We start from the raw sequence: 23,671 nt of genomic DNA, 5'->3' as shown, positions 1-23,671 counted from the left end.
CCGGCCGGCCGGCAGCCGGAGCCGGTCACCGGAGCAGGCGGCGCACCTCCGGCTCGTCGCCGCGCTTCGGGCCTTCGCCGTTCTCGTACTTCTCCAGCAGGCGCGGGTCGACGTACGACGCGCGGGCCACCGCCGGGGTGTTGCCGAGCTGATCGGCGACCTCGCGCATCGCCCGGGCCACCACCTTGCGGCGTTTCGCCTCGGTCGGCTGCGGCCCGGCCGCGGCGAGCTCGGCAGCCGCGGTCACGGTGCCGTGCCAGGTGCGGAAGTCCTTGGCGGTCATCTCGGCGCCGCTGATCTCGCGCAGGTAGTCGTTGATCATGTCGGCTTTGACGTCCTGCCAGCGCCGGGCGGACGGATCCCAGTAGCCGAACAGCCGCGGCATGTCCCGGCGGCGCCGTTTCAGCGCGGTCAGGACCGCCGCCACCTCGCCGTCCTCGACGGTACGGCGGTGCTCGACCCCGGACTTGCCGGCGAACTCCAGCCGGGTCTCGCCGCCGCGCGAGCGCACGTGCTCGGGCCGCAGCGTGGACAACCCGTACGACGGGTCCTGCTCCCGGGCCGCGTACTGATCCCCGCCGACCCGGAACATGCCCAGGTCGAGCAGGCGCACCACGGCCGCCAGCACCCGTTCCCGGGTCAGGCCGCGCCCGGTGGTCAGGTCGGCGCAGAGCCGGTCGCGGATCCGCGGCAGCCGGCCGGCCACCTCGCGGACCCGCTCGAACTTCTTCTCGTCGCGCGCGGTCCGCCAGGCGTCGTGGTAGCGGTACTGCTTGCGCCCGGCCGCGTCGGTTCCGGTCGCCTGGATGTGCCCGCGCGGTTCCGGGCAGATCCACACGTCCCGCCAGGCGGGCGGGATCACCAGACTCCTGATCCGGTCCAGGGTCTGCGGGTCGGTGATCGCCGCCCCGTCCGGGCCGAGATACCGGAAGCCCTTGCCGGCCCGTCGCCGGCTGATCCCCGGCCCGGTCAACACGCTGCGTCGTAACCGCTCACCCACGGACCCGGTGATGCCCCGATCGGCACCCGGCAAACGGGGGTGGGGCCGGCACCACCTTCGATTCTCCTAGGGCTGCAGGACCACCTTGATGCAGCCGTCCTGCTTGTTCTTGAAGATGTCGTACGCGTGCGGCGCCTCCTCGAGCGGCATCCGGTGGGTGACCAGGTCGCCGACGCCGAGCGGGTCGCCGTCGCCGGTGAGCAGCGGCATGATGTCGTCGACCCACCGCTTCACGTGCGCCTGCCCCATCCGCAGCGTCACACCCTTGTCGAACAGGTCCATCATCGGCATCGGGTCGGCGTTGCCGCCGTACACCCCGATGATCGAGATGGTGCCGGCCCGCCGCACCGATCCGAACGCCGTCCGCAGCGCCGCCATCCGGTCGATGCCGACCGTCTCGGTGGCCTTGCGGGCGAGTGCGTCGGGCAGCATCCCGGCCGCCTTCATCGCCGCGGACTGCAGCGGCGAGCCGTGCGCCTCCATGCCGACCGCCTCGATCACCCCGTCCGCGCCGCGCCCGCCGGTCAGCTCGTGGACGGCCGCCGGGACGTCGTCGACGCTGCCCGAGTTGAGCACCTCGATGCCGTTGCGCGCGGCCATGGCGAGGCGCTCCGGCACCTCGTCGACCGCGATCACCCGCTCCGCGCCCAGGTGCCGGGCGATCCGCGCACACATCTGCCCGATCGGGCCCAGGCCGGTGACCAGCACCGTGTCGCCGGGCCGCACATCGGCGTACCTGGCCGCCTGCCAGGAGGTGGTGAGCACGTCGGACAGGAACAGGAACCGCTCGTCCGGGCCCTCGGCGGGCACCTTGATCGGGCCGAACTGGGCCTGCGGCACCCGCAGATACTCGGCCTGCGCGCCCGGCACCTGACCGTAGAGCTTGGTGTAGCCGAACAGCGCGGCGCCCTTGCCCTGGTCCTTGACCTGGGTGGTCTCGCACTGCGCGAAGTATCCGCGGGAACACATCCAGCAGTGTCCGCAGGAGATGTTGAACGGGATCACCACCCGGTCGCCGGGCTTGATGTGGGTGACCTCGGAGCCGACCGCCTCGACGATGCCCATCGGCTCGTGGCCGAGGATGTCGCCGCGGTCGAGGTACATGCCGAGCACGTCGTACAGATGCAGGTCCGAACCGCAGATCGCGGTGGAGGTCATCCGGACGATCGCGTCGGTGGGCTCGTGGATCGTCGGATCGGGAACCGTCTCAACGGACACCTTGCCGGTGCCCTGCCAGGTCAACGCTCGCATGACCGGAGAGGTGCCCCGGCGACGTCGGATTATTCCGGGTCGATGCGGGCCCGGTGATCGGGGTGAGCCGGCCCAGCAGCGTGCGGGCCGCCGCGACGACCAGATCACGGTCGTGGGTGAGCGCGAAGTCGAACCGCCGTTCCGGCTCCGGGGCCAGGTCACCGAGATCCCGGGCGACCAGCGCGGCGGCCCGGTGCGGACCGATCACCAGCACGCTCCATTCGCCGCGCAGCGGGTCCCCGGGGCCCAGATGCGCGCCCCGCACGCCCGGCGCCGGCGTCGCCGGCAGCCCCGCGCCGAGCGCGGCGACCAGCGGGCTGTGCGCCGCGATCCGGGTGAACCGCCGCACGGTCGCCGCGGTGAAGTTGCGGGCGTCCTGGAAACAGGCCAGCAGCACCGGCGGCTCCGGTCCGTCGCCGGCCAGGGCCTCCAGGTGCCGGCTCATCGGCATCAACTGCGCTTTGGTGGTCCGGGTGAGCCGCCGCTGCCGCGCGACGACCTCGAACGGCGTGCGGGTCTCCGGCCGGGCACGGCCCAGCGTCGGCAGGGCGGCGCCGATCGGCAGCACGCCGGGCAGCGGGCCGGGCCGCCCCAGGTGCCAGCCCTGTCCGAGGGTGGCACCCATGGTCCGGGCGACCTCCATCTGCTCGGCGGTCTCCACTCCCTCGGCCAGCACGATCGCGCCGCTGGCCTCGGCGTACGCGGCGACCGCGGCGACCACCCGGGCGGTGGCCGGGTGGTCCGGCGCGCGCAGCAGCCCCATGTCCAGTTTGACCACGTCGGGGTGGACGAACGGCATCAGCGCCAACGACATCGGGTCGGCGCCCACGTCGTCGAGCGCGACACCCCAGCCGTTCTCCCGGCAGTTGCCGGTCGCCGCGAGCAGGGCCGCCGGGTCGTCCGCGATCACCCGCTCGGTCATCTCGGTGACCACCCGCAGCCGGTCCCGGGCCTGCTCGACGACCGGGACCAGGTCGGCCGGGCAGTCGACCCGCCACGCGGTGGGCTCCATGTTGACGAACAGGTTGAGTTCAGCGCCGAACCCGGCCCGCAGCGCCGCGCGGTAGGCGGCGGCCCGGCAGATCCAGTCCAGTTCCGGCTCGCGGCCGGCCGCGCGGGCCGCCGCGAACAGCGCCATGGGCGCCTCCCACGGGGTCCCCGCCGGGCCCCGGCTCAGCGCCTCGTAACCGATGATCAGGCCGGAGGTCAGGTCGGCCAGCGGCTGGAAGACCGGGGTGACGGCCCGCTGGTCGAGCACTGCGTGGATGTCGAGCACATCGACAAGATCGGTGCGATCGACCGTTAGCTGAGGTGAGTGCGCAGCTTGTCCAGGGCCTGCGCCAGCAGCCGGGAGACGTGCATCTGGGAGACGCCGACCTGTTCGCCGATCTGGCTCTGGGTCAGGTTGCCGTAGAAGCGCAGCGTCACGATCCGCTGCTCGCGCTCGGTCAGGCAGGCCATCGCCGGGCCCAGGGTCAGGTGCAGCTCGGTCTGCTCGAAACCGGGGTCGCGGGCGCCGAGGGTGTCGCCGAGCTCGGTCTCACCGTCCGCGGCGATCGGGGCGGACAGCGAGGCGGGACGGTACGCGTACGCGCCCTCCAGCCCCTCCAGCACCTCCTCCTCGCCGACGCCGAGGTGCCCGGCGATGTCGGTCACGGTCGGCACCCGGCCCAGCGTCTGGATCAGCTCGCCGCGCGCCCGGTTGATCGCCATGTTGAGTTCCTGCAGCCGGCGCGGCACCCGCAGGTTCCACATCCGGTCCCGGAAGTGCCGGCGCAGCTCGCCGAGGATGGTGGGGATCGCGTAGCCGGTGAAGTCGGCGCCGCGGTCCGGCTCGAAGCCGTCGATCGCCTTGATCAGACCGACCGTCGCGACCTGGTTCAGGTCGTCGAGATCGGCGCCGCGGCTGGCGTAGCGGCGGGCCAGGCGCCGGGCCATCGGCAGCCACGCGGTGATCGCGTCCTGGCGGACCACCGGCCAGGACGGGTCGTCCCGCGGGGTCTCGACCAGCGCCACGGCGTGGTCGGTCTCGGCTGCGTCGGCAACGGCGAAGCGCATGATTCTCCCTGTCCGGGCCGGGGATCATGCGCGCCAGAGACGCACCCCGATGCCCTTCGCGATCTGGATGGAATCTCGGCACACTGTTTGACCGATGGGGGAACCATAGCCGTACAGCCGATATAAAGCCAACCGAAAGTACTAATCGGCGCAGGTGGCACGCGTTTACCACCGGATAGTGTGACGCGGACCGCGTTTGCCGCTCTGCCACCCGGGGAAAGCCCGCGACCCAGAGTGTTCCCCGGCTCGCGAGGAGAAAACATGGACTTCGGCTGCACGATCGAACGGCACGGCGATCGGGTCGTCATCGTGCCCGAGGGTGACATCGACGCGGAGAGCGCCGCGGCGCTGCGCCAGGTGCTGCGCCAGGCCGTGGAGACCGACGGGTTCGCCCACGTCGAGGTCGACCTGCACCGGGTCAGCTTCCTCGACTCGATCGGGCTGGGCGTCTTTGTGGCGGCACGCAAGGCCGCGCACGCGCGCGGGCTGACCTTCCGGCTGCGCGACTTCGGGCCGATGGTGAAGATGCTGCTGCAGGTCACCAACCTGGAGGAGACGCTCGCGACGGCGTAATTCCCGGCTGTCCGCGGCCGCTGCCTGGCAGAATCACGGCGATCTCACCAAAGGGAGCGCCGTCGTGCCTCAGATCGTCAATGAACGCCTGCTCAACTGGGCCAGCCTGATCGAGCCGGAGACCCTGCAGCAGGCCGAGAAGGCGTCCCGGCTGCCGTTCATCCACCCGCACATCGCCCTGATGCCCGACGCGCACCTCGGCAAGGGTGCCACCGTCGGCTCGGTGATCCCGACCCGCGGCGCGCTCATCCCGGCCGCGGTGGGTGTCGACATCGGCTGCGGCATGGCCGCCGTGCGCACCCAGTACCGGGTCGAGGACCTGCGCCCGGACCGCGCCGCGCTGCGCACCGCCATCGAGGCCGCGGTGCCCCTGTCGGCCGGCTCCTACAACTCCCGGGTGACCGCCTCCGCCCAGCACCGCATCGACCGGCTGACCGCCGAGGCGTCGTTCGACCCGGCCCGCTACGCGAAGAACTGGCAGCTGCAGCTCGGCTCGCTGGGCAGCGGCAACCACTTCATCGAGGTGTGCCGTGACGAGTCCGGCCGGGTCTGGCTGTTCCTGCACTCCGGGTCGCGCGGCGTCGGTAACAAGATCGCCTCGCACCACATCCAGGTGGCCCGCGACCTGATGGACCGGCGCGGCATCGACCTGCCCGACCGCGACCTGGCCTACCTGGAGGAGGGCACCGACGAGTTCGACGCCTACCTGACCGAGCTGCGCTGGGCACAGAACTTCGCCCTGGCCAACCGGGACGAGATGATGGACCGGGTGATCGAGTGCTTCGCCGATTTCGCCGGCGGGCCGGTCGAGCAGCGCGACCGGGTGCAGTGCCACCACAACTACACCGAGCAGGAGAGCCACTACGGCGAGACGGTGTGGCTGTCCCGCAAGGGCGCGATCAACGCGGCCAAGGGCGTGCCCGGCCTGATCCCCGGCTCGATGGGCGATGCCTCCTACGTGGTGACCGGCCGGGGCAACGCCGAGGCGCTGAACTCGTCCCCGCACGGGGCCGGCCGGGCGTACTCCCGCTCCAAAGCCCGCAGAACCTTCACCCGGGAGCAGCTGCGCACCGCCATGAAGGGCATCGAATACCGGGACACCGACGCCTTCCTGGACGAGATCCCGCAGGCCTACAAGCCGATCGACACGGTCATGCGGGACGCCGCCGACCTGGTCACCATCCGGCACACGCTGCGTCAGCTGGTCAACGTCAAGGGCGACTGACCCGGGCCGGCGGCTACCATCGCGCCATGCTCATCCGTAACCTGCTGGGACTCGGGGTGGCCTTGGCCGCGGGCGGCGCGCTGCTGTTCGGCGCACCGGTACAGACCGGTGCGCCGCAGCCGGTGGCGCTCGCCGCCGCCTGGCCGGCCGCGCAGCGCGGCAGCGTCCCGTCGAAACTGGCCGACGGCAGCGAGTACACGCCCGGCCTGTTCCTCGACGCGAAGACCTCGGCCGGGACCGTGCAGAGCGCCGACACCAGGCAGTTGCGGCTGGTCATCCGGGACGGCGACGGCGCTCTGACCGAGCTGCGCCGGGTGCCGGCCCAGCACCGCACCCCGTTCACCGCGCTGACCGCCGCCGGCGACACCCTGGTCTGGGTGGAGGGCCCGCAGGACAAGCCGCAGCTGTGGTCCGCCGACCGGCGGCATCCGGCGAGCGCCCGGATGCTGACCGCCGACCTCGGCGCCATCCAGTTCTTCGACTCGCAGAACGACCTGATCGTCGAGGACGGCAGGGTGCACTGGGCGGCGAGCGCGGCCGGGAACCGGACCGAGTTCCGCAGCGTGCCGCTGGCCGGCGGCCCGGTCACCGTGCAGCGGGAGAACGGCGCCTGGGGCCTGACCGGCTGGCCGTGGGCGGTCGACGGCCACGTCGCCGCCCGGGGCGCCACCACCCTGCGCAACCTGACGACCGGCCAGAGCATCGCCGTCCCGACGGCGGCCCGCACGGTCACCGCCTGCAGCCCGGCCTGGTGCCGGATGGTCTCGATCAACCAGGACGGCTGGGCCCGGATCGACCTGTCCCACCCGGACGGCTCGGCCCGCCGCAAGGTGCTGGACGGCAACGTGGCCACCGCGATCACCGACGTCGCGGTGCTCGACCGCTTCGAGGTCCTGGCCCAGGTGACCGCCCAGTCCGAGTTGAGCGGCAACCAGCAGCTGCTGATCTACGACCTGAGCAACCGGCATCTGGTGATGGTCAGCCCGGACGCCGGCAACATCTCCTACCGGGCCGGCGTCCTCTGGTGGTCGACCGGCGACCAGTCCTCCTTCGTCCGCAACAGCCTCGACCTGCGCACCGTCGGCTAGGTGTACGGCTGCTTCGGCTGGTCGATCTCCTGCCAGGTCTTGACCTCCAGGTAGGCGACCGGCGCCCGGTTCACCGGGTCGGTGCCGACCTGGCTGCTGTACACGCCGACCACCTGCACCCAGGCGTCCGGCGGCGCGTCGATCGCGACCCCGGTCAGGCCGACCTTGATCGGGCGGCCGTCGGCGGCGCAGCAGGTCAGCACGATGCGGGCGATCATCGGTCGGCCGTCCGGGCCGGGGGTGATGAAACCGGTCAGCTTGATGGTGCGGCCGGCCAGGCTCCGCCCGCTGTCGAAGATCGCCCGCGAGGCGTAGTCGAGCAGGTTCACCTCGATCGGGTCACCGGCGGCCAGCGGCGGATAGTCGGACGCGGCGGCCGGCCCGACACTGCCGGTCTGCCCGGCCGCGAAGGAACCCAGCGCCGGCGGCGAGACCAGCAGCAGGCCGAGCACCGGGAGCAGCAGCAGCCAGCCCACCGTCGGCTCGTGGTGGCCGTGCCCCTGCCCGTGCCCGTCGTCGTGAGGCTCGCCGGCGGGCGGGGCGGCACGCAGCTCGTACCACATGGTCATCACCGCGGCCACGATCAGCAGGACGCCGGCGATCAGCAGGTAGGGCCGCAGGCCCTCCTTCACATACCGCAGGAAGGTGTCGGTGACCGTGGCCTTCACCACCGCGCCGCCGAGCAACAGCATGATCACCGCCTGCGCCATCCGGCTCACAGCAGCACCAGCCCGAAGACCGAGCCGAGCAGGATCGCCGCGACGAAGGTGGCCGGGGCGAACCGCATCGCGAAGCGCCGGCCGAAGACACCGGTCTGCATCGAGATCAGCTTCAGGTCGACCATCGGGCCGACCACCAGGAACACCAGCCGGGACGTCAGCGAGAACTGGGTCAGCGACGCGGCCACGAACGCGTCGGCCTCGCTGCAGATCGAGAGCAGCACGGCGAGGGTCGCCAGGGCCAGGATCGACAGCAGCGGGTACGCCGCGAGGCTCTGCAACCACCGGTCGGGGACCACCACGTTGATCGTGGCGGCCGCGGCGGCGCCGAGCACCAGGAAACCGCCGGCGTGCATGATGTCGTGCCGGCAGGCCGCCCAGAACGCCCGCGCCTTCGACTCGTCGTCCAGGTCGGGGCGGTGCGGCAGGCGGATCCACTCCGGCTTGCCGACCCGCAGCCACAACCAGCCCATCGCCACCGCGACGACCAGGCTGGCGATCCCGCGGGCGACCGCCATCATCGGCTGGCCGGGAAAGGCGATCACGGTGGCGGTCAGCACGATCGGATTGATCGCCGGAGCGGCGAGCAGGAAGGCGAGCGCGGCGGCCGGGGTCACACCGCGGCGGATCAGCGACCCGGCGATCGGCACGCTGCCGCACTCGCAGCCGGGCAGGATCACGCCGGCCACCCCGGCCGCCGGAACCGCCAGCGCCGGGTGGCTGGGCAGCGCCCGGGCCCAGAAGCCGCGCGGCACGAAGACCGCGATCACCGCGGACAACACGACGCCGAAGACCAGGAACGGCACCGCCTGCATCAGCACCGAGACGAACACCGTCGCCCAGGTCTGCAGCCCGGCGCCGGAGAGCAGCCCGGCGATCCGCCCGCGGGCCGGCACCAGCAGCACGAGCAGCAGGGCGAGCACTTCCAGGGAGCCGATCCCGCCGCCCTGATCGGTGCCTTTCGGCGGGCTCGTCGTCTGCGTGCTCGTCGTCGACGCGGTCACCGGCGCTCCTGTCTCGTAGCCCGGGCACCACTCCCGGCCCGGGCCCGGGCGCCAAAGCTACCCGCCCGGCGCAGTGACCCTAGGCAGAGGGGGCGACCGCGTCCATCACGATGATGCTGCCGGTCGGCACGCTCGCCACGTCCAGCAGCGGACTGCAGGCGACCCGCACGGTGATCGACCGGCCGCGCCGGTTGACCGCCTCCAACCGGATCTCGTTGTCGGTGGTCTCCCCGCTGAGCGAGGCCCGGATCAGCGGCCGGATCTGGTCGACCGGGAGCCCGATGTCCAGGTTCAGCAGGTGCTTGTCGATCGCCTCGCCGGACCGCAGCCCCCACAGCTCCTCGGCCTGCCGGTTCCAGACCAGGACCCGCAGATCCCGGTCGACCACCGCGATGCCGGCGCGCAGCCCGGACAGGATGGCGTCCAGGAACGCGTTCGCCCCGTCCAGGTCGGCGCTGCTGTTGTGCAGCTGCTCGTTGATGCTCTGGAGCTCGTCGTTGGTCGACTGGAGCTCCTCGTTCATCGTCTCCAGCTCCTCGTTGGTGGACTGGAGCTCCTCGTTGGTGGTCTCCAGCTCCTCCACGGTCGACTGGAGCTCCTCGTTGGTGGTCTCCAGCTCCTCGTTGGTCGACTGGAGCTCCTCGTACGCCGCCTCCAGCTCCCGGTTGGCCCGTTCCAGGTCGACCCGCAGCTGCTTGGCGGCGCTCACGTCGTGGAAGATCAGCGAGACGCCCAGCAGGCCGGCGTCCCCGTCGACCAGGGGGGTGACCTGGATGTCCAGGTAGCGCGTCTCGCCGGGGCCGCGGGTCCACTCGACGTCCGGCACGTGCAGCGCGCGCCGTTCCACCTGGACCTGCTCCAGATAGCGGCGCAGCTCCACCGGCCGGTAGGAGACGTCCAGGTCGCGAAACGGCCGGCCGACGTCGCGCGGCGACACCCCGAACAGCGACTCCGCCTGGTGGTTGGTGAGCGCGACCAGCCCGTCCACGGTCACCACGATCTGCGCCGCCGGTGCGGCCATCAGCGCGGCGTTGCGCAGCTGGTCGAGCCCGACCAGCGGCGTCGGCGCCGGGGCGGCGAGCTGATCGGCCCGGGCGATGCCGGTGGTCATCATCGGCCGGGTCGGCACCTTGCGGAAGATCCGCCGCTTCAGATCGATCGGGAGGAACAGGCTGCTGTGGCTCAACAGCATCTCGGCCTTGCCCAGGAACAGGGCGCCGCCCTCGGCCAGCGCGAAATGGAACCGGTTGAGGATCCGCGCCTGCGTCTCGGCGTTGAAGTACATCAGCGTGTTGCGGCAGGTCAGCAGGTCGACCCGGGAGATCGGGGCGTCCTGCACCAGATCGTTGCGGCCGAAGATCACCGAGCGGCGCATGTCCTTGCGGAACACGTACCGGTTGCCGATCACCTCGAAGTAGCGCTCCAGCAGCCCGGGCGGGACACTCTCCACGTCCCGCGCACTGTAGCTGGCGTGCCGCGCCTCGTTGAGCTGCTCCTCGTCCACGTCGGTGGCGTAGATCTTGACCCGCTCATGGAACTGCTCCGGGCCGAGGATCTCGCCCAGCAGCATGGCCAGCGTGCAGGCTTCCTGCCCGGAGGCGCAGCCGGCGCTCCAGATCCGGATCGGGCTGCCCTCCGGCTTGGCGGCGAGCATCGGGAGCAACACGTCCGAGCGCAGGAAGTCCCAGGCCTCGGCGTCGCGGAAGAACGCGGTCACGTTGATCAGGATGGTGTTGAACAGCGCGGTGAACTCGTCCGGGTGGACCTGCAGGTAATCCAGGTAGTCGCCGTACCCGGTGACCGGGATGGTGGACATCCGCCGGTGCACCCGGCGGCTCAGGCTGGACCGCTTGTAGCCGGTGAAGTCGAAGCCCCGCGACTCCTTCAGATAGGTCAGGAGCGCCTCGAACTCGCTATCCAGCTCATCCATGCCCGGCATACCCTCCTGATCGCGCCCGCGCGTCACGCTATCCCAACGCCGGGCGCCGGGCGCGGCGCGCCACCGGTCACTCCTGCTGCGTGGCGCTGCTGCCGGCCAACCGGTCGAGCAGGCCCCGGATCAGCGCGCCGGCCTCCGTCGCGTCCACGGCCATCTGTTCGAAGCGGAGCTGGTAGCTCCGGCCGCCCGCGGCCCCGGCCATCCGCCGGCCGAGCTCCGCTTTCTCCTCCAGCGCGCGCAGCGCCTGCCAGAGCGCGCCCTCGGTGGCCACCGCCTGCTCGTCGAGCAGGCTCTCGGGCGACCAGGCGTGGCCGACCCGGCAGCGGAACCTCGGCACCGGCGAATCCGAGAAGGTGAACAGGGCGCCGCCGCAGCTCGGGCAGCCGAAACCGGACGGCTCGCCGGGCAGCAGATCCGTCGTCGGCTCGCCGAACGCGTCGATCGCCACCTCGCCGGCCAGCAGCGGGTCGTCCGGCCCGGGCAGACCGGGCACCTTCTCCCGGCTGAGCTCGGCGAGCAGCACGCCCAGCTCGGCCGCGACCGCCACCCGCGCCCGCGGCACCCGGGTCAGCACGGCCCGCGGCATCGTCGGGTGCAACGCGTCCTCCGGAGCCTGCACCACCACCGCGCCACCCGCGGCGGCCACTGCGGCGGCACCGACCGCCCCGTCGTCGCCGCTGCCGGAGAGGACCACGGCGATCACCCGGTCGGCCAGGGCCCGGGCGGCCGAGCGGAACAGCGGGTCGACGGCCGGGCGGTGACCGTTCTCGGCGGGGCCGTGGCTGAGCCGGATCCGGCCGTCGAGGACGAGCAGATGCCGGTCGGCCGGGGCGACGTAGATCCGGCCCGGGGCCGGCTCCTCGCCGTCGGTTGCGATCGCCGCCGGCAGCGGCCCCGACCGGGTCAGGATCTGCGGCAGCGCGCTCGGGGCGCTGCGCGGCAGATGCAGCACCACCAACACGGCCGCCGGCAGGTCGGCGGGCAGGCCCGCGACCAGGGCGCGCAGCGCCTCCACCCCGCCGGCCGAGGCGCCGACGGCGATGAGGTCACGGTTGGTCACGGCCGAACCCTACTATCCGGCGGCATCGGGTGCGTACGCGGGCGGGACCGCCACACGCTGGGCAGTTCGGTGAAAAAGAGGGAGAATGACAGGGTGCCCGAACTTCACTGCGACGTGGACCGGCTCGGCACGCGCCTGGTCGTCCGCGTGGCCGGCGAGCTGTCGGTGCCGACCGCGTCCACCCTGCGCACCACGCTGATGAAATGCCTGGTCGACCAGCCCGACGCGATCGTCGTTGACCTGACCGACACCACCGTCGCCGGGTCGGCCGCCCTGTCGGTGTTCACCGCCGTGGCCCGGCAGGCCGCGTTCTGGCCGGACACCCCGTTGCTGGTCGCCGCGCCCGACGCCGGCCTCGCCGAGTCGCTGGCCAACGGGCACAGCCGGCTGACCGTCTTCCGGTCCCTGGCGCGGGCGCTGGCGGCCGAGCCGCGCCGGCACACCCGGTCCATCGGCGACGTGCTGCTGCCCACCCTCGGAGCCGCCCGCCGCGGCCGGGACCTGGCCACCGAGGCCTGCACCCGGTGGGCCCTGCCCGCCCTGGCCGGCCCGGCCGGCCTGGTCGCCGGCGAGCTGGTCACCAATGCGGTCGACCACGCCCGGACGATGGCCGACCTCCGCTTCACCCTGAGCCGTCGCTACCTGATGATCGCCGTCCGGGACGGTTCGGCGGAGCCGCCACGATGCGATCCCGGGACGACCACCGACCCCGCCGCGCCACGCGGACTGATGCTGGTCGAGGCGGTGTCACACCGCTGGGGTCACCTGCCGACCGACGGTGGCAAAGTGGTCTGGGCGGCCCTGTCGCTGCCTCGCGCCGCGGGCTGACGGACGACCGTCCCCGCGCCGACGCCGAGGATCGGCAGCAGCCCGGTGATCTGCAGGATCTGGTACACGATCGGGGACACGGCGACGATCGACAGCTCGACCCCGGCCTCGGCGGCCCGGCGGCGGGCGGCCAGCAGCGACCGGATGCCGGACGAATCGAGGAAGATCAGGTCACCGGCGTCGACGTGCACCGCCCGGGTGGCCGGGTGGCGCAGGGTCCGGCTGACCGCGTCGTGCAGGCCGACGGTCTCCTCGCCGTCCAGCTCACCGACGATGACGAGGCGCGCGTCACCGGGCTCATCCGGCAGGTGAACCTCGGTGCGCAGCGAGTGGTCAGGAAGATTCATCGGCTCCGGCAAATCCGTGAGAGGGCGCGTCCAACTCTTTCTCCGACCGTACACCGCAGCGGTCAGCGCGCCGCCGTCCTCCTCGACCCGGCCGCCTGCTCCTGCAGCAGGGCGGCCGCGGCGCTCGTCCGGTCCGCCTCCGCCCGGTAGCCACGCGCCACCTCGGCCTCACCGGCCTTCTCGGCCTGGTCGATCAGCTCCCGCAGGATCATCACCTTCTCCTGCAGGACGCTGACCGCGGTCCACAGCGCCTCCTCCAGCCCGTTGTCCCGGGCGGCCAGCAGGGTCTGCGGTGAATAGGAGTGACCGACGTGACAGACGTAGTGCGCCGCCCGGCCGGTCCGCACGACGTACATCCCGCCGTGGCACTCGGGGCAGCCCAGCGCGACCGGCTCGCCCCGGTCCCGGGCGTCGGAGGAACCGTCGGCGATCATGTCCGTCTCCCACCTCAACGCTTCCTGCGGCCCCTCCCCCGCACCGGTCGGCTGCCCGGCCGACCCGGCCACCAGATCGCCCAGATCGAGCGCCGAGGCCGTCACCGCCTGCGGCACCACCCGCAGCGCCGCCCGCGGCATGCCGGGGAACCGGGCCTCGGCCGGATCCTGGACCAGGGCGAGGCCGCCGCCGGCGACGATCGCGGCCAGGCCGGCGGCCCCGTCGTCCAGGCTGCCGGAGAGCACCACGCCGATCGCCCGGGGTCCGCACCAGCGGGCGACGGCCCGGAACAGCGCGTCCACCGCGGGGCGCACCCGGTTCTGCCGGGGACCGTCGCTGAGCCGCAGCACGTCGCCGTCGACGACCAGATGCCGGTCGGCGGCACCGACATACACCTGACCGGTCCTGATCGGCTCCCCGTCGGCCGCGGTGCGCACCGGCAGCGCGCAGGCCGAGCCCAGCATCTCGGCCAGCGTGCTGCGGGCGCCGGGCGCCAGATGCAGGACGACCAGCACGGCCGCCGGCAGATCGGCGGGTAGCCGGGACAGCAGCTGGGTCAGAGGCTTGTGCGCGCCCGCCGACCCGCCGATCACGACCACGTCGCGACGCGTCATCGCAGACCGCCTCTCCACCAGTGTCCGGCACGCCGGCCGCTGATCGGCCGTCGCGCCGTGAACGTCCCGCATTCCCGGGACGCCGCCGGATAAACCGGCCGGCCGGTCAGCCCCGACCCGGAGCCGGCGGACCCGTCCAGCGCAGCCCACCGGCCCACCGTCAGCCGCGATTCAGCACCCCTCCAATCTCAGCCCACCGGCCCACCGTCAGCCGGGGTTCAGCGGCCCGTCCAGCGCAGCTCGCCGGCCGGGCGGCGGTCCCGGGACGCCACCGGGGCCGGGCCGGCCGGCCCCGCCGCCCCGCCCGGAACCCGGCCGATCGCCGCCATGGTGGTGACCTCCCAGTGCTCCGGCACCCCGAACTCGGCCGCGAGCCCGCCCCGGTCGAAGGCCCGGAACTGCCGCACGAACAGCCCGAGCGCCTGTGCCTGGAAGGTCATGTGGGCGACCGCCTGGCCGAGGTCGTAGAGGGCGAACTCGGAATACTCCCAGTCGGTGTCGGCGACGAACCGGTGCGCCAGGTTGGCGACCAGCAGACTGGCCGACGGCGCCCAGCGGCCGGTGCTGGCGGCCAGGTGCCGGGTGAGCCGCCGATGCGTCTCGTCGCCGCGGCGGCCCACGATGAACGCCCAGGGCTGCGAGTTCCCGGCGGACGGCGCCCACCGGGCCGCCTCCACGAGCAGATCGGCCTGGGCGGTGTCCACCTCGAACACCGGGTCGAACGTGGTGGGGCTCCACCGGGCGGCGAGCAGCGGATGCAGCCCGGGCGCGCTCAGTTCGTCGTGCATCCGGCCAGCGTGTCACAGCCGGCATCGGCCGGAGCCGCCGCCGTCGGAAGGCTTGTCTGGCGTGTGAGGTCCGTCATAGGATCGATGAATGTCAGTATGAAACGTTTCATATACCCGGGAGTTCGCATGAAGGGTTCCTTCGCGGTGCTGGCGGCCGCGCTTCTCCTGATGCCGGTTTCGGCGCCCACCGCGGCGGCCGAGCCGGCAGTCACCCTCGACGGGGCACATTGGATCTGGTATCCGGAGGGCGATCCGGCCACCAGCGCACCGGCGGCCACCCGCTACCTACGCCGCGCCTTCACCGTCGCGGCGAGCGACATCGCGACCGCGCAGCTGGTCGTCACCGGCGACGACACGATCGACGTCTGGGTGAACGGCGTCCGGCTGGCCGGCTCGCCGCGCGCCGCCGACTCCTGGAAGCGGGCGGTCCGCGTCGATCTGGCCGGGTCGCTGCACCCCGGGTCCAACACGGTGGCGCTGGCCGCGCGCAACACCGGTGGGCCGGCCGGGGTGCTCGGCCGGTTGCACGCCGGCTCGGTGGACCTGGTCACCGACGGCTCCTGGCGGGCGGCCACCGGCGTACCGGAGAACTGGGCGGATCCGGCGTTCTCGGATGTCGCCTGGACCACCGCGAAGGATCTCGGCGCCTATGGCGGCGGCCCGTGGGGCGCCGGGGTGGCATTGCCCGACCCGGCCGCCGCGTCGCCGGTGAGCGTCACCGATCTGACGGTGAACCGGCAGGCCGACCCGGTCGGGGTGGACACTCCGCGATTCGGCTGGCGGCTCGCCGCCGGCACCGGGGGCCAGATGCAGGGGCGCTATCAGCTCACGGTGGGCAGCACCGCGGGTGCGGCCGACGTCTGGGACAGCGGCATCGTCGCCTCCACCGCATCACGGGACATCGGATACTCCGGTCCGGCGCTGGGCGCGAACCGGACCTACTTCTGGCGCGTCCGCGTCTGGGACGCACAGGGACGCCCGAGCGCCTGGAGTGCGGGCGCCCGCTTCGACACCGGCATCGCACTCACCGCGGCCTTCGTCGGCGCACCACCGGCCGGTGATCTGAGCGGCGCCGACTGGATCTGGTATCCGGAGGGCGACCCGGCGACGAGCGCCCCGGCCGCGACCCGGTACTTCCGCCGGACGGTGACGCTGGCGACCAGCACCACGCTGGTGGTCGCCGGCGACGACACCGCCGACGTCTGGGTCGACGGCACGCAAATCTCGGCCAGCCCGCGGGTGACCGACTCGTGGAAGACCGCGGCCACGGTGACCGTGCCGGCCGGGACCAGAACGATCGCGATCGCGGCGAGCAACACGACGGTGGGCCCGGCCGGGGTGATCGCCAAGCTGGGCGGGATCGTCACGGACGGCTCCTGGAGATCCGCGACCGCGGCACCGGGCGGCTGGCAGCAGCCGGGCTTCGACGACTCCGGGTGGCTGGCCGCGAAGGTGCTGGCCGCCTACGGCAGCGGTCCCTGGGGAGGTCAGGTGCTGGTGCCGGCGGCCGCGCCGTACCTCCGCAAAGGTTTTGCGGTGACCAGACCGGTGGCGCGGGCGCGGCTGTTCGCCACCGCGCTCGGGCTGCACGACACGTATCTGAACGGCGCCCGGGTGGGGACCGAGCGGCTGGCTCCGGGCTGGACCGACTACACCAAGCGGGTGCAGTACCGGGGTTACGACGTGACCGCGGCGCTCCGGCTGGGCGACAACGCCCTGGCCGCGCAGATCGGGCACGGCTGGTATTCCGGGAACATCGGTTTCGCCGGGAGTCGGCGATACGGGACGCAGCCCTGGTACGCGGCCCAGCTGATCATCGAGTACACCGACGGCACGTCGGCGACCGTGCAGACCGACGGCAGCTGGCGGACCGCGCCGGGCAACATCCTGGGCGACGACCTCTACGCCGGCGAGACGCAGGACGCGCGGCTGATCAGGAGCGGGTGGAACACCGCGGGCTTCGACGACAGCGACTGGGTCCCGGTGACCGTGCAGAACGGCGCCCGGCCGACGCTGGTCCCGCAGGTCGATCCCGGGGTGACCGTACAGCAGGAGCTGCGGCCGGTCGCCGTCACCCAGCCGAAGCCCGGGGTGTTCATCGCCGACCTGGGGCAGAACTTCACCGGCTGGGACCGGTTGCGGGTCAGTGGCCCGGCCGGGACCACGGTCACCCTGCGGCACGGCGAGATTCTGAACGCGGACGGCACCCTCTACACCGCGAACCTGCGGGCTGCCCAGGCCACCGACCGGTTCACCCTGGCCGGAACCGGCACCGAGACGTTCGAGCCGCGGTTCACCGTGCACGGCTACCGGTACGTGGAGATCACCGGCTTCCCCGGCACACCGGACGCGGACAGCCTGACCGGACTGGCGGCGTGGACCGGCGGCGCCGCGACCGGCATGTTCACCAGCTCGGACAGCACCCTGAACCAGGTGCAGCGGGCGATCCTGTGGGGTGCCCGGTCGAACCTGCTGTCCATCCCGACCGACTGCCCGCAGCGGGACGAACGGCTCGGCTGGACCGGGGACATCGCGGCGTTCGTGGCGACCTCGACGTTCAACTTCGACACCTACGGCCTGCTGGCCAAGTTCGCCACCGACCTGACCGACGCCCAGCACAGCGACGGGGCGTTCACCGACGTGGCACCGGATGTGCTCGGCGGGGCCGGCAAGGCGGGGTGGGGCGACGCGGGGGTGATCGTGCCGTACACCGTCTGGCAGAGATTCGGCGATCTGGCGCCCGCGGACCGCAACTTCGCGGCGATGGCCCGGTGGGTGGACTATCTGCGCTCGACCGCGGGCGCCGACCTGATCCGCAACCAGGACACCTACGGCGACTGGCTGAATGTGGACGACGGCACCGGCAACGATCTGACCAGCACGGCGTTCTTCGGCTGGTCGGCGCGGCTGGTGTCGCGGATGGCGGCGGCGACCGGGCGGACCGCGCAGGCGGCGACCTACGGGACCCTCGCCGACCAGATCGCGGCCGCGTTCACCGGCCGGTTCGTGCACGCCGACAACACTGTCGGCACGGGCAGCGAGACGGGGTACGTGCTGGCCCTCGCGTTCGGTCTGGTGCCGGGCGACCGGGTGCAGGCGGTGGCGGACCGGCTGGCGGCGAAGGTCGCGTCCCGCAACGGTCACCTGTCGGTCGGCTTCATGGGCGTGGAGAACCTGCTGCCGGTGCTCGCCGACCACGGGCACGCCGACGTCGCGTACCGGATCCTGCAGCAGCCGGACTATCCCGGGTGGGGCTACATGATCGCGCGGGGCGCCACCACGATCTGGGAGCGCTGGGACGGGATCCGCCCGGACGGCAGCCTGCAGGACCCGGGGATGAACTCGTTCAACCACTACGGGCTCGGGTCGGTCGGCGACTGGCTCTACCGTGAGGTGGGCGGGGTGGCACCGGCGGCGCCCGGTTACGCCCAGGTGCTGCTCGCGCCGAAGCCGGGCGGGTCGCTGACCTCCGCGTCGGCCGAGTTGACCACGACCTTCGGCCGGGTCCGCAGCGCCTGGAGCCGGTCCGGGTCCGCGGTGACGCTGCAGGTGGTGGTCGCCACAGGCACGACCGCCACGGTACGCGTCCCCGGCACCGCGGTGACCTCCGCGCCCGCCGAGGCGGTGCCGGTGGGCGGCACGTCCTACGTGGTGGGGGCCGGCTCCTACACCTTCACCTCGACCCTCTGACCGCGATCGCCGCATAGCGCTCGGCGAGGTCGCCGGGCTCGGGCTCGCGCATCAGCGCCAGCTCGTGGAAGACCGGCGCGCAGGCGGCGACCAGCACGTCCCGCGGGTCGCCGGGCACGCCCGCCCGGGTCACCACGACGGTGGCCCGGGCGTACCGGTCGGCCCAGAAGTCGCGCAGCGCCCGGGCCGCGGCCGGCGACCGGAACGAGGCGGCGATCAGCGCCTGGGCGATCGACGGCCGGGCGGTCAGCGCGGCGACCACCTCCCGGTTGATCGCGGTCAGGTCGCCGAGCAGCGAGCCGGTGTCCGGCGGCTCCCAGGGCAGCTCGCGCGCGGCATCGACGGTGTCGGCGAGCAGGCCGCCGGGGTCACGCCAGCGGCGGTAGACCGTCGCCCGGTGCACGCCGGAACGCTCGGCGACGGCGTCCATGGTGAGGCCGTCGAAGCCGTGCTCCAGCAGGATCGCCGCGACCGCGTCGAGGACCTGTCGCCGGGTGCGGGCGGTGCGGCCGCCGGGTCGGGCCGCGCCGGGGATCTGGGTAGCGTCCGCCATGCACTAATGCTACAACTGTCGTGTTAGTTCCGGGAGAGGAGCCGAGATGCCCGCACTTCCCTCAGGCTGGACGCCGTACGCGGTGACCGGCGACGCCGACGGCACCGTCTGGACCACGCTGCTGAAGCCCGCCGGCCTGGTCCGGGTCGCCGGCGACCCGGAGCTCGAGCCCCTCGACGGGCGCCCGATGCTGCTCGCCGCCGACCGGAACACGCTCTGGTACACGCGCTCCGACGACCGGATCGGCCGCCGCGATCCGTCCGGCACGCACACCACGTTCGCGACGCCGGCCGGCTCGTCCCCCTACGGCATCGCGGTCGCGCCGGACGGCACGGTGTGGTTCACCGCGGCCGGCAGCGACCGGATCGGCCGCCTCCGCGGCGGCACGATCACCATGATCGACCTACCGCTGTCCGGCGCCCGGCCCGCAATGATCACGACGGACCGCGGGGGTACGCCGTGGGCCGCCCTCAACGGCGCCGAGGCGCTCGCCGTGGTCCGTCCGGGCGACACCGTGGAGCTGGTGCGGCTCCCCGAGGGCAGCGCCCCGGTCGGTATCACCGCCGCCCCGGACGGCGTCTGGTTCGCCGACATCGCCCGCGGCCTGGCCGGTCGGGTCGCCCCGTCGGGAGCGATCGACGAGTTCCGGTTCCCGGATCCGGCCTGCCGCCCGCACGCGATCGCCCCCGACCCGGCCGGCGGCTGCTGGGTCACCCTGTGGGGGTCGACCGAGCTGGCCCGGGTGACCGCGTCCGGCGAGATCACCCGCCACCGCCTGCCCGGCGCGGAGCCACACGGTCTCTGGGTCTGCTCCGATCAGGTGTGGGTGGCGATGGAGAGCGGCGCGCTGGTCCCGGTGTCCCGGGACGTCTCCGGCGCGAACGCCAGCGCCACCAGCGTGAGCAGCAACGCCCCCGCGACGTAGGCGCTGACCGCGAGCGCGCCGCCGGTCGACGCGACCAGCTTGATCGCGATGATCGGGGCGAGCGCGCCGCCCAGGATGCCGGCGATCTGATAGCCCATCGACGCGCCGGAGTAGCGCAACCGGGTGGCGAACAGCTCGGCCACGAACGCCGCCTGCGGGCCGTACATGGCGGCGTGCGCGGCCAGCGCGACCACCACCGCCAGCACGATGACCACGGTGTTCCCGGTGTCCAGCAGCGGGAAGAAGGCGAACGCCCAGATCCCGGCGGCGACCGCCCCGGCGGCGTAGACGGGGCGGCGGCCGAGCCGGTCGGAGAGCCCGCCGAAGAACGGGATCAGCCCCAGCTGCAGACCGGAGGCGACCAGCACGCCGGTCAGCGCGACCGTGCGCGGGCGGCCCACGGTGCCGGTCACATAGGTCAGCACGTACAGCGAGAAGGTGTAGAACGCGACGTCGGTGCCGATCCGCGCGGCCATCGCGACCAGCAGGCCGCGCGGGTGACGGCGCAGCACCTCGATCAGCGGGAGTCGCGCCCGGCCACCCTCCGCAGCGAGTTCCGCAAACGCCGGCGACTCCGTGACCGTGCCCCGGATCCATAGGCCCACCAGCACAAGCACGCCAGAAAGAAGAAATGGGACACGCCACCCCCAGCTGAGAAAGGCCGCCTCCGACAGGGTCGCGGACAGCACCCACAGGACGCCCGCGGCGAGCAGGTTGCCGGCCGGGACGCCGACCTGCGGCCACGACGCGGACAACCCGCGGCGCCGCGGGTCGCCGTGTTCCAGGGACATCACCACCGCGCCGGCCCACTCGCCGCCCAGCCCGAGCCCCTGCAGGAATCGCAGGGTGACCAGCAGGATCGGGGCGGCCGCGCCGATCGTGGCGTGCGTCGGCAGCGCGCCGATCAGGAAGGTGGCGCCGCCCATCAGCAGCAGCGTGGCGACCAGCACGCCCTTGCGGCCGGTGCGGTCGCCGAAATGTCCGAACAGGATCCCGCCGAGCGGGCGGGCCACGAAGCCGACCGCGTAGGTGGCGAACGCCAGCAGGGTGCCGGTGAGCGGCTCGAATCCGGGAAAGAACAATCTGCCGAAGACGAGGGCGGCGGCCGAGGCGTACAGGAAGAAGTCGTACCACTCGAGGGAGGTGCCGATCAGGCTGGCGAGGATGACACGTCGACTGGCGATCATGGCGAGCTCCTGTCCGTTGTCGTGTGGCACACTCTAGGAATCGTTGAACAATCCGGCAATACTTCAATGTGAGGCATTGGCACCATGCGCATATTCCGGGCCGGGCCCTCGGCCGTGCTCATCGAGTGGGCCGACGGGTCCGGGGTCGCCGCCGCCTACCGGCTGCTCGACGCCGCCCGGAAACAGGGGCGGCTGCGGGCCACGGAGATCGTCCCGGCGGCCCGGACCGTGCTCGTCGACGGCGTCGCCGGCACTGATCAGATCAGGACACTGCTGACCGAGGCCACCACCGCGCCGCCGCCCGCCACCGGCCCGTCGCGGGTCATCGAGATTCCGACCGTGTACGACGGAGCCGACCTCGACGACGTCGCGCAGTGGTGGGGCACCGACCGGGCGGGGGTGGTGGCCGTGCACACCGGCACCGCGTTCCGCGTGGCGTTCTGCGGCTTCGCGCCCGGCTTCGCCTACCTCACCGGGCTCGGGCCCGAGCACCACGTGCCCCGGCGGGCGACACCGCGGACCCGGGTGCCGGCCGGCACGGTCGCGCTCGCGGGGGCGTACAGCGGGGTGTATCCGGGGGCTTCGCCCGGCGGGTGGCAGTGCATCGGGCGTACCGCCGCCGTCCTGTTCGATCTGGAGAATGAGCCGCCGGCGCTGCTCACGCCCGGGGCGACCGTCCGATTCGTGGTGGCCGCGTGACCGGGGCACTGGAGGTGGTCCGGGCGGGGATGCGCACGACGATCCAGGATCTGGGCAGGCCGGGGTATGCGCATCTCGGGGTGCCGCGCTCGGGGGCGGTCGACGGCGGAGCGCTGCGGCTGGCCAACCGGCTCGTCGGCAATCCGGCCGGGGCGGCCGGGTTGGAGATCCTGCTGGGCGGCGTGCGGCTGCGGGCGACGCGGGCGACGACGGTGGCGGTGACCGGGGCGCCGTGCGCGGTGCGGGCCGGTGAGCGCGCGGCGGATCCCGGGCTGCCGATCGCGGTGCCGGCTGGAGCTGTGATCAGCATCGGACAACCGTGGGCGGGGTTGCGGGTCTATCTGGCGGTCGGCGGGGGGATCGCGGTGCCGCCCGTGCTGGGGAGCCGGTCGACCGACACCCTGTCCGGGCTGGGACCGGAGCAGATCCGGGACGGCGACGTGCTGCCGCTCGGGGAGACCCGGGGCATGCCGCCCGGCGTGGATGTGGCGCCCTATCCCCCGCCGCCCGTTGAGCTGCGACTGCGGGTGTGGCCGGGACCGCGGGACGACTGGTTCACCCCGGCCGCGGTCCGGACGCTGGGCTCGGCGGAATATCGGGTGGCGGCCGACAGCGATCGGGTGGGGGTGCGGTTGGCCGGCCCCGGGCTGGCGCGGGCCGTCCGCGGCGAACTGCCCAGCGAGGGCCTGGTCCTCGGCGCGATCCAGGTGCCGGCGAACGGGCAGCCACTGGTCTTCCTGGCCGACCATCCGACCACCGGCGGCTATCCGGTGATCGGCGTGGTCGACCCGGCCGACGTCGACCTGCTCGGTCAGGCCCGCCCGGGCACCGCGGTCCGGTTCCGGCCGGCCTGACCGGCCCCGGTCGCGCCGCTCAGTTGGCGGCCTCGTAGGCGGCCAGCAGCTGCCCCTCCGCCTCGTCGAAGTAGCGCTGCAACGCCTCCTCGGCGGCACGCGCGTCACCGGCGGCGAGCAGTTCGTACAGCGCGCGGTTGCCCACCAGGTACGGTTCGTGCAGCTGCCGCGGGTCGGCGACCACCAGGAAGACCAACCGCAACTCGGCCAGCAGCCCGCGGACCGCCTCGGCCACCCGCCGGCTGCCGGCCAGGTCGGCGATCGCCTGGTGAAAGCGCATGTTCGCGGTGCCGACCGCACCCCACTCCCCGCGCTCGGCGGCCGCCTCGGCCGCCTCGATCGCGTCCCGCGCCGCGGCCACCGCCTCCGGCGGCACCGCACCCAGGTTGCGCAGCGCCCCGCACTCCAGAATCCGGCGGATCGCGTAGAGGTCCCGGATGTCGCCGGTGCTCAGCAGCCGCACGAACACCCCGCGGTTGAGTTGGTGCTCCAGCAGCCCCTCGTGGGCCAGCAGCCGGAACGCCTCGCGCAGCGTGTTCCGTGAGATGCCGAGCGCCTCGCGCAGGCTCTCCTCGCTGAGCCGGGTGCCGGGCAGGAAGACGCCCTCGGTGATCCGCTGCCGCAGGATGTCGGCGACCCGCTCCGCCGTGCTCCCCCGATCGAGCAGGGCCCGATCCCCGGCCAGCCGCACACCCCACTCGTCGGTCACGCCACGATCGTAGAACAATCGGGAAGATCGGGCGACGCGGGCATCTGTACCGGGATGATCGAACAGGATCGCACATTTGTTACCGCATATTGACTCGTTCGACCAGCGCGCGTAATTTTCGACAC

The 23,671-nt window shown here is 72.9% G+C and carries 22 protein-coding genes; 8 read left to right on the top strand and 14 right to left on the bottom strand.

Going from position 1 to position 23,671, the window contains the following annotated elements; translation table 11 throughout:
- Window positions 1-25: 25 nt before the first annotated feature.
- The 4 genes from ACSP50_RS14320 to ACSP50_RS14305 form a co-directional block, all read right to left on the bottom strand.
- A complete protein-coding gene (locus ACSP50_RS14320) occupies window positions 26-1,000 on the bottom strand; it encodes a DNA topoisomerase IB (RefSeq protein ID WP_043514065.1) in 975 nt (324 codons plus the stop codon).
- A gap of 66 nt (window positions 1,001-1,066) precedes the next feature.
- Window positions 1,067-2,251, bottom strand: a complete 1,185-nt coding sequence (locus ACSP50_RS14315; protein ID WP_014689685.1) for a zinc-dependent alcohol dehydrogenase — start codon at window positions 2,249-2,251, stop codon at window positions 1,067-1,069.
- Window positions 2,208-3,527, bottom strand: coding sequence for an EAL domain-containing protein (locus tag ACSP50_RS14310; protein WP_014689686.1), 1,320 nt, complete (start codon window positions 3,525-3,527; stop codon window positions 2,208-2,210). The genes ACSP50_RS14315 and ACSP50_RS14310 overlap by 44 nt, the downstream gene beginning before the upstream one ends.
- A gap of 26 nt (window positions 3,528-3,553) precedes the next feature.
- Window positions 3,554-4,309, bottom strand: coding sequence for a SigB/SigF/SigG family RNA polymerase sigma factor (locus ACSP50_RS14305; RefSeq protein WP_014689687.1), 756 nt, complete (start codon window positions 4,307-4,309; stop codon window positions 3,554-3,556).
- A 261-nt stretch (window positions 4,310-4,570) separates the two neighbouring features.
- Here ACSP50_RS14305 and ACSP50_RS14300 point away from each other — a divergent pair, with 261 nt between their 5' ends.
- From ACSP50_RS14300 to ACSP50_RS14290, 3 genes are all read left to right on the top strand, one after another.
- Window positions 4,571-4,882: an STAS domain-containing protein gene (locus ACSP50_RS14300; protein WP_014689688.1), complete on the top strand. Its 312-nt coding sequence runs from the start codon at window positions 4,571-4,573 to the stop codon at window positions 4,880-4,882.
- 64 nt (window positions 4,883-4,946) lie between these two features.
- Window positions 4,947-6,107 carry an RtcB family protein gene (locus tag ACSP50_RS14295; protein ID WP_014689689.1) on the top strand — a complete coding sequence of 387 codons (1,161 nt, stop codon included), beginning with the start codon at window positions 4,947-4,949 and terminating at the stop codon, window positions 6,105-6,107.
- Between the two features lie 26 nt (window positions 6,108-6,133).
- Window positions 6,134-7,195, top strand: a complete 1,062-nt coding sequence (locus ACSP50_RS14290) for a hypothetical protein (protein ID WP_014689690.1) — start codon at window positions 6,134-6,136, stop codon at window positions 7,193-7,195.
- Here the strand turns inward: ACSP50_RS14290 and ACSP50_RS14285 are convergent.
- The 4 genes from ACSP50_RS14285 to ACSP50_RS14270 form a co-directional block, all read right to left on the bottom strand.
- The gene (locus tag ACSP50_RS14285) at window positions 7,192-7,914 is read right to left on the bottom strand and encodes a TIGR03943 family protein (protein WP_043511363.1); all 723 of its coding nucleotides are present in this window, start codon (window positions 7,912-7,914) and stop codon (window positions 7,192-7,194) included. The genes ACSP50_RS14290 and ACSP50_RS14285 overlap by 4 nt on opposite strands.
- Window positions 7,911-8,918 carry a permease gene (locus ACSP50_RS14280; RefSeq protein ID WP_014689692.1) on the bottom strand — a complete coding sequence of 336 codons (1,008 nt, stop codon included), beginning with the start codon at window positions 8,916-8,918 and terminating at the stop codon, window positions 7,911-7,913. Before ACSP50_RS14280 ends, ACSP50_RS14285 begins: the two co-directional genes overlap by 4 nt.
- A 79-nt stretch (window positions 8,919-8,997) precedes the next feature.
- A complete protein-coding gene (locus ACSP50_RS14275) occupies window positions 8,998-10,848 on the bottom strand; it encodes a CheR family methyltransferase (protein WP_014689693.1) in 1,851 nt (616 codons plus the stop codon).
- Window positions 10,849-10,924: 76 nt separating this feature from the next.
- Window positions 10,925-11,917, bottom strand: a complete 993-nt coding sequence (locus ACSP50_RS14270) for a chemotaxis protein CheB (RefSeq protein ID WP_014689694.1) — start codon at window positions 11,915-11,917, stop codon at window positions 10,925-10,927.
- A gap of 93 nt (window positions 11,918-12,010) precedes the next feature.
- On the opposite strand from ACSP50_RS14270, the gene ACSP50_RS14265 reads away from it, so the two are divergent.
- Entirely contained in the window at window positions 12,011-12,745 is a 735-nt protein-coding gene (locus ACSP50_RS14265; protein WP_014689695.1) for an STAS domain-containing protein, read from the top strand.
- Here ACSP50_RS14265 and ACSP50_RS14260 read toward each other — a convergent pair.
- From ACSP50_RS14260 to ACSP50_RS14250, 3 genes are all read right to left on the bottom strand, one after another.
- Window positions 12,679-13,092, bottom strand: coding sequence for an anti-sigma factor antagonist (locus ACSP50_RS14260; RefSeq protein ID WP_014689696.1), 414 nt, complete (start codon window positions 13,090-13,092; stop codon window positions 12,679-12,681). The genes ACSP50_RS14265 and ACSP50_RS14260 overlap by 67 nt on opposite strands.
- A 62-nt stretch (window positions 13,093-13,154) precedes the next feature.
- Entirely contained in the window at window positions 13,155-14,141 is a 987-nt protein-coding gene (locus tag ACSP50_RS14255) for a chemotaxis protein CheB (protein WP_014689697.1), read from the bottom strand.
- A gap of 218 nt (window positions 14,142-14,359) precedes the next feature.
- Entirely contained in the window at window positions 14,360-14,929 is a 570-nt protein-coding gene (locus ACSP50_RS14250; RefSeq protein ID WP_014689698.1) for a nitroreductase family protein, read from the bottom strand.
- Between the two features lie 126 nt (window positions 14,930-15,055).
- Between ACSP50_RS14250 and ACSP50_RS14245 the strand changes: the two genes are divergently transcribed.
- Complete coding sequence (locus ACSP50_RS14245) at window positions 15,056-18,619, top strand: family 78 glycoside hydrolase catalytic domain (RefSeq protein WP_014689699.1); 3,564 nt, start codon at window positions 15,056-15,058, stop codon at window positions 18,617-18,619.
- Here ACSP50_RS14245 and ACSP50_RS14240 read toward each other — a convergent pair.
- A complete protein-coding gene (locus tag ACSP50_RS14240; protein ID WP_231957031.1) occupies window positions 18,603-19,049 on the bottom strand; it encodes a TetR-like C-terminal domain-containing protein in 447 nt (148 codons plus the stop codon). The two genes, ACSP50_RS14245 and ACSP50_RS14240, sit on opposite strands and share 17 nt — an antisense overlap.
- 169 nt (window positions 19,050-19,218) lie before the next feature.
- Here ACSP50_RS14240 and ACSP50_RS14235 point away from each other — a divergent pair, with 169 nt between their 5' ends.
- Window positions 19,219-20,097 (top strand): hydrolase, encoded by an 879-nt coding sequence (locus ACSP50_RS14235; RefSeq protein WP_014689701.1) that lies wholly within the window; start codon window positions 19,219-19,221, stop codon window positions 20,095-20,097.
- Here the strand turns inward: ACSP50_RS14235 and ACSP50_RS14230 are convergent.
- Window positions 19,989-21,284: an MFS transporter gene (locus ACSP50_RS14230; RefSeq protein ID WP_014689702.1), complete on the bottom strand. Its 1,296-nt coding sequence runs from the start codon at window positions 21,282-21,284 to the stop codon at window positions 19,989-19,991. The two genes, ACSP50_RS14235 and ACSP50_RS14230, sit on opposite strands and share 109 nt — an antisense overlap.
- Window positions 21,285-21,368: 84 nt before the next feature.
- On the opposite strand from ACSP50_RS14230, the gene ACSP50_RS14225 reads away from it, so the two are divergent.
- Together ACSP50_RS14225 and ACSP50_RS14220 are read left to right on the top strand one after the other, a co-directional pair.
- Window positions 21,369-21,983: an allophanate hydrolase subunit 1 gene (locus ACSP50_RS14225; RefSeq protein ID WP_014689703.1), complete on the top strand. Its 615-nt coding sequence runs from the start codon at window positions 21,369-21,371 to the stop codon at window positions 21,981-21,983.
- Between the two features lie 29 nt (window positions 21,984-22,012).
- Window positions 22,013-22,837, top strand: coding sequence for a biotin-dependent carboxyltransferase family protein (locus ACSP50_RS14220; protein WP_099344072.1), 825 nt, complete (start codon window positions 22,013-22,015; stop codon window positions 22,835-22,837).
- Window positions 22,838-22,856: 19 nt separating this feature from the next.
- Here the strand turns inward: ACSP50_RS14220 and ACSP50_RS14215 are convergent, their stop codons facing one another.
- Window positions 22,857-23,546, bottom strand: coding sequence for a GntR family transcriptional regulator (locus ACSP50_RS14215; protein WP_014689705.1), 690 nt, complete (start codon window positions 23,544-23,546; stop codon window positions 22,857-22,859).
- Window positions 23,547-23,671 lie beyond the last annotated feature (125 nt).

Origin of the sequence: Actinoplanes sp. SE50/110 (assembly GCF_900119315.1) — a bacterium.
GTDB lineage: Bacteria > Actinomycetota > Actinomycetes > Mycobacteriales > Micromonosporaceae > Actinoplanes.
Note: the sequence above shows the minus strand (reverse complement) of the source record. Positions and strands in the feature narration are given on the sequence as shown.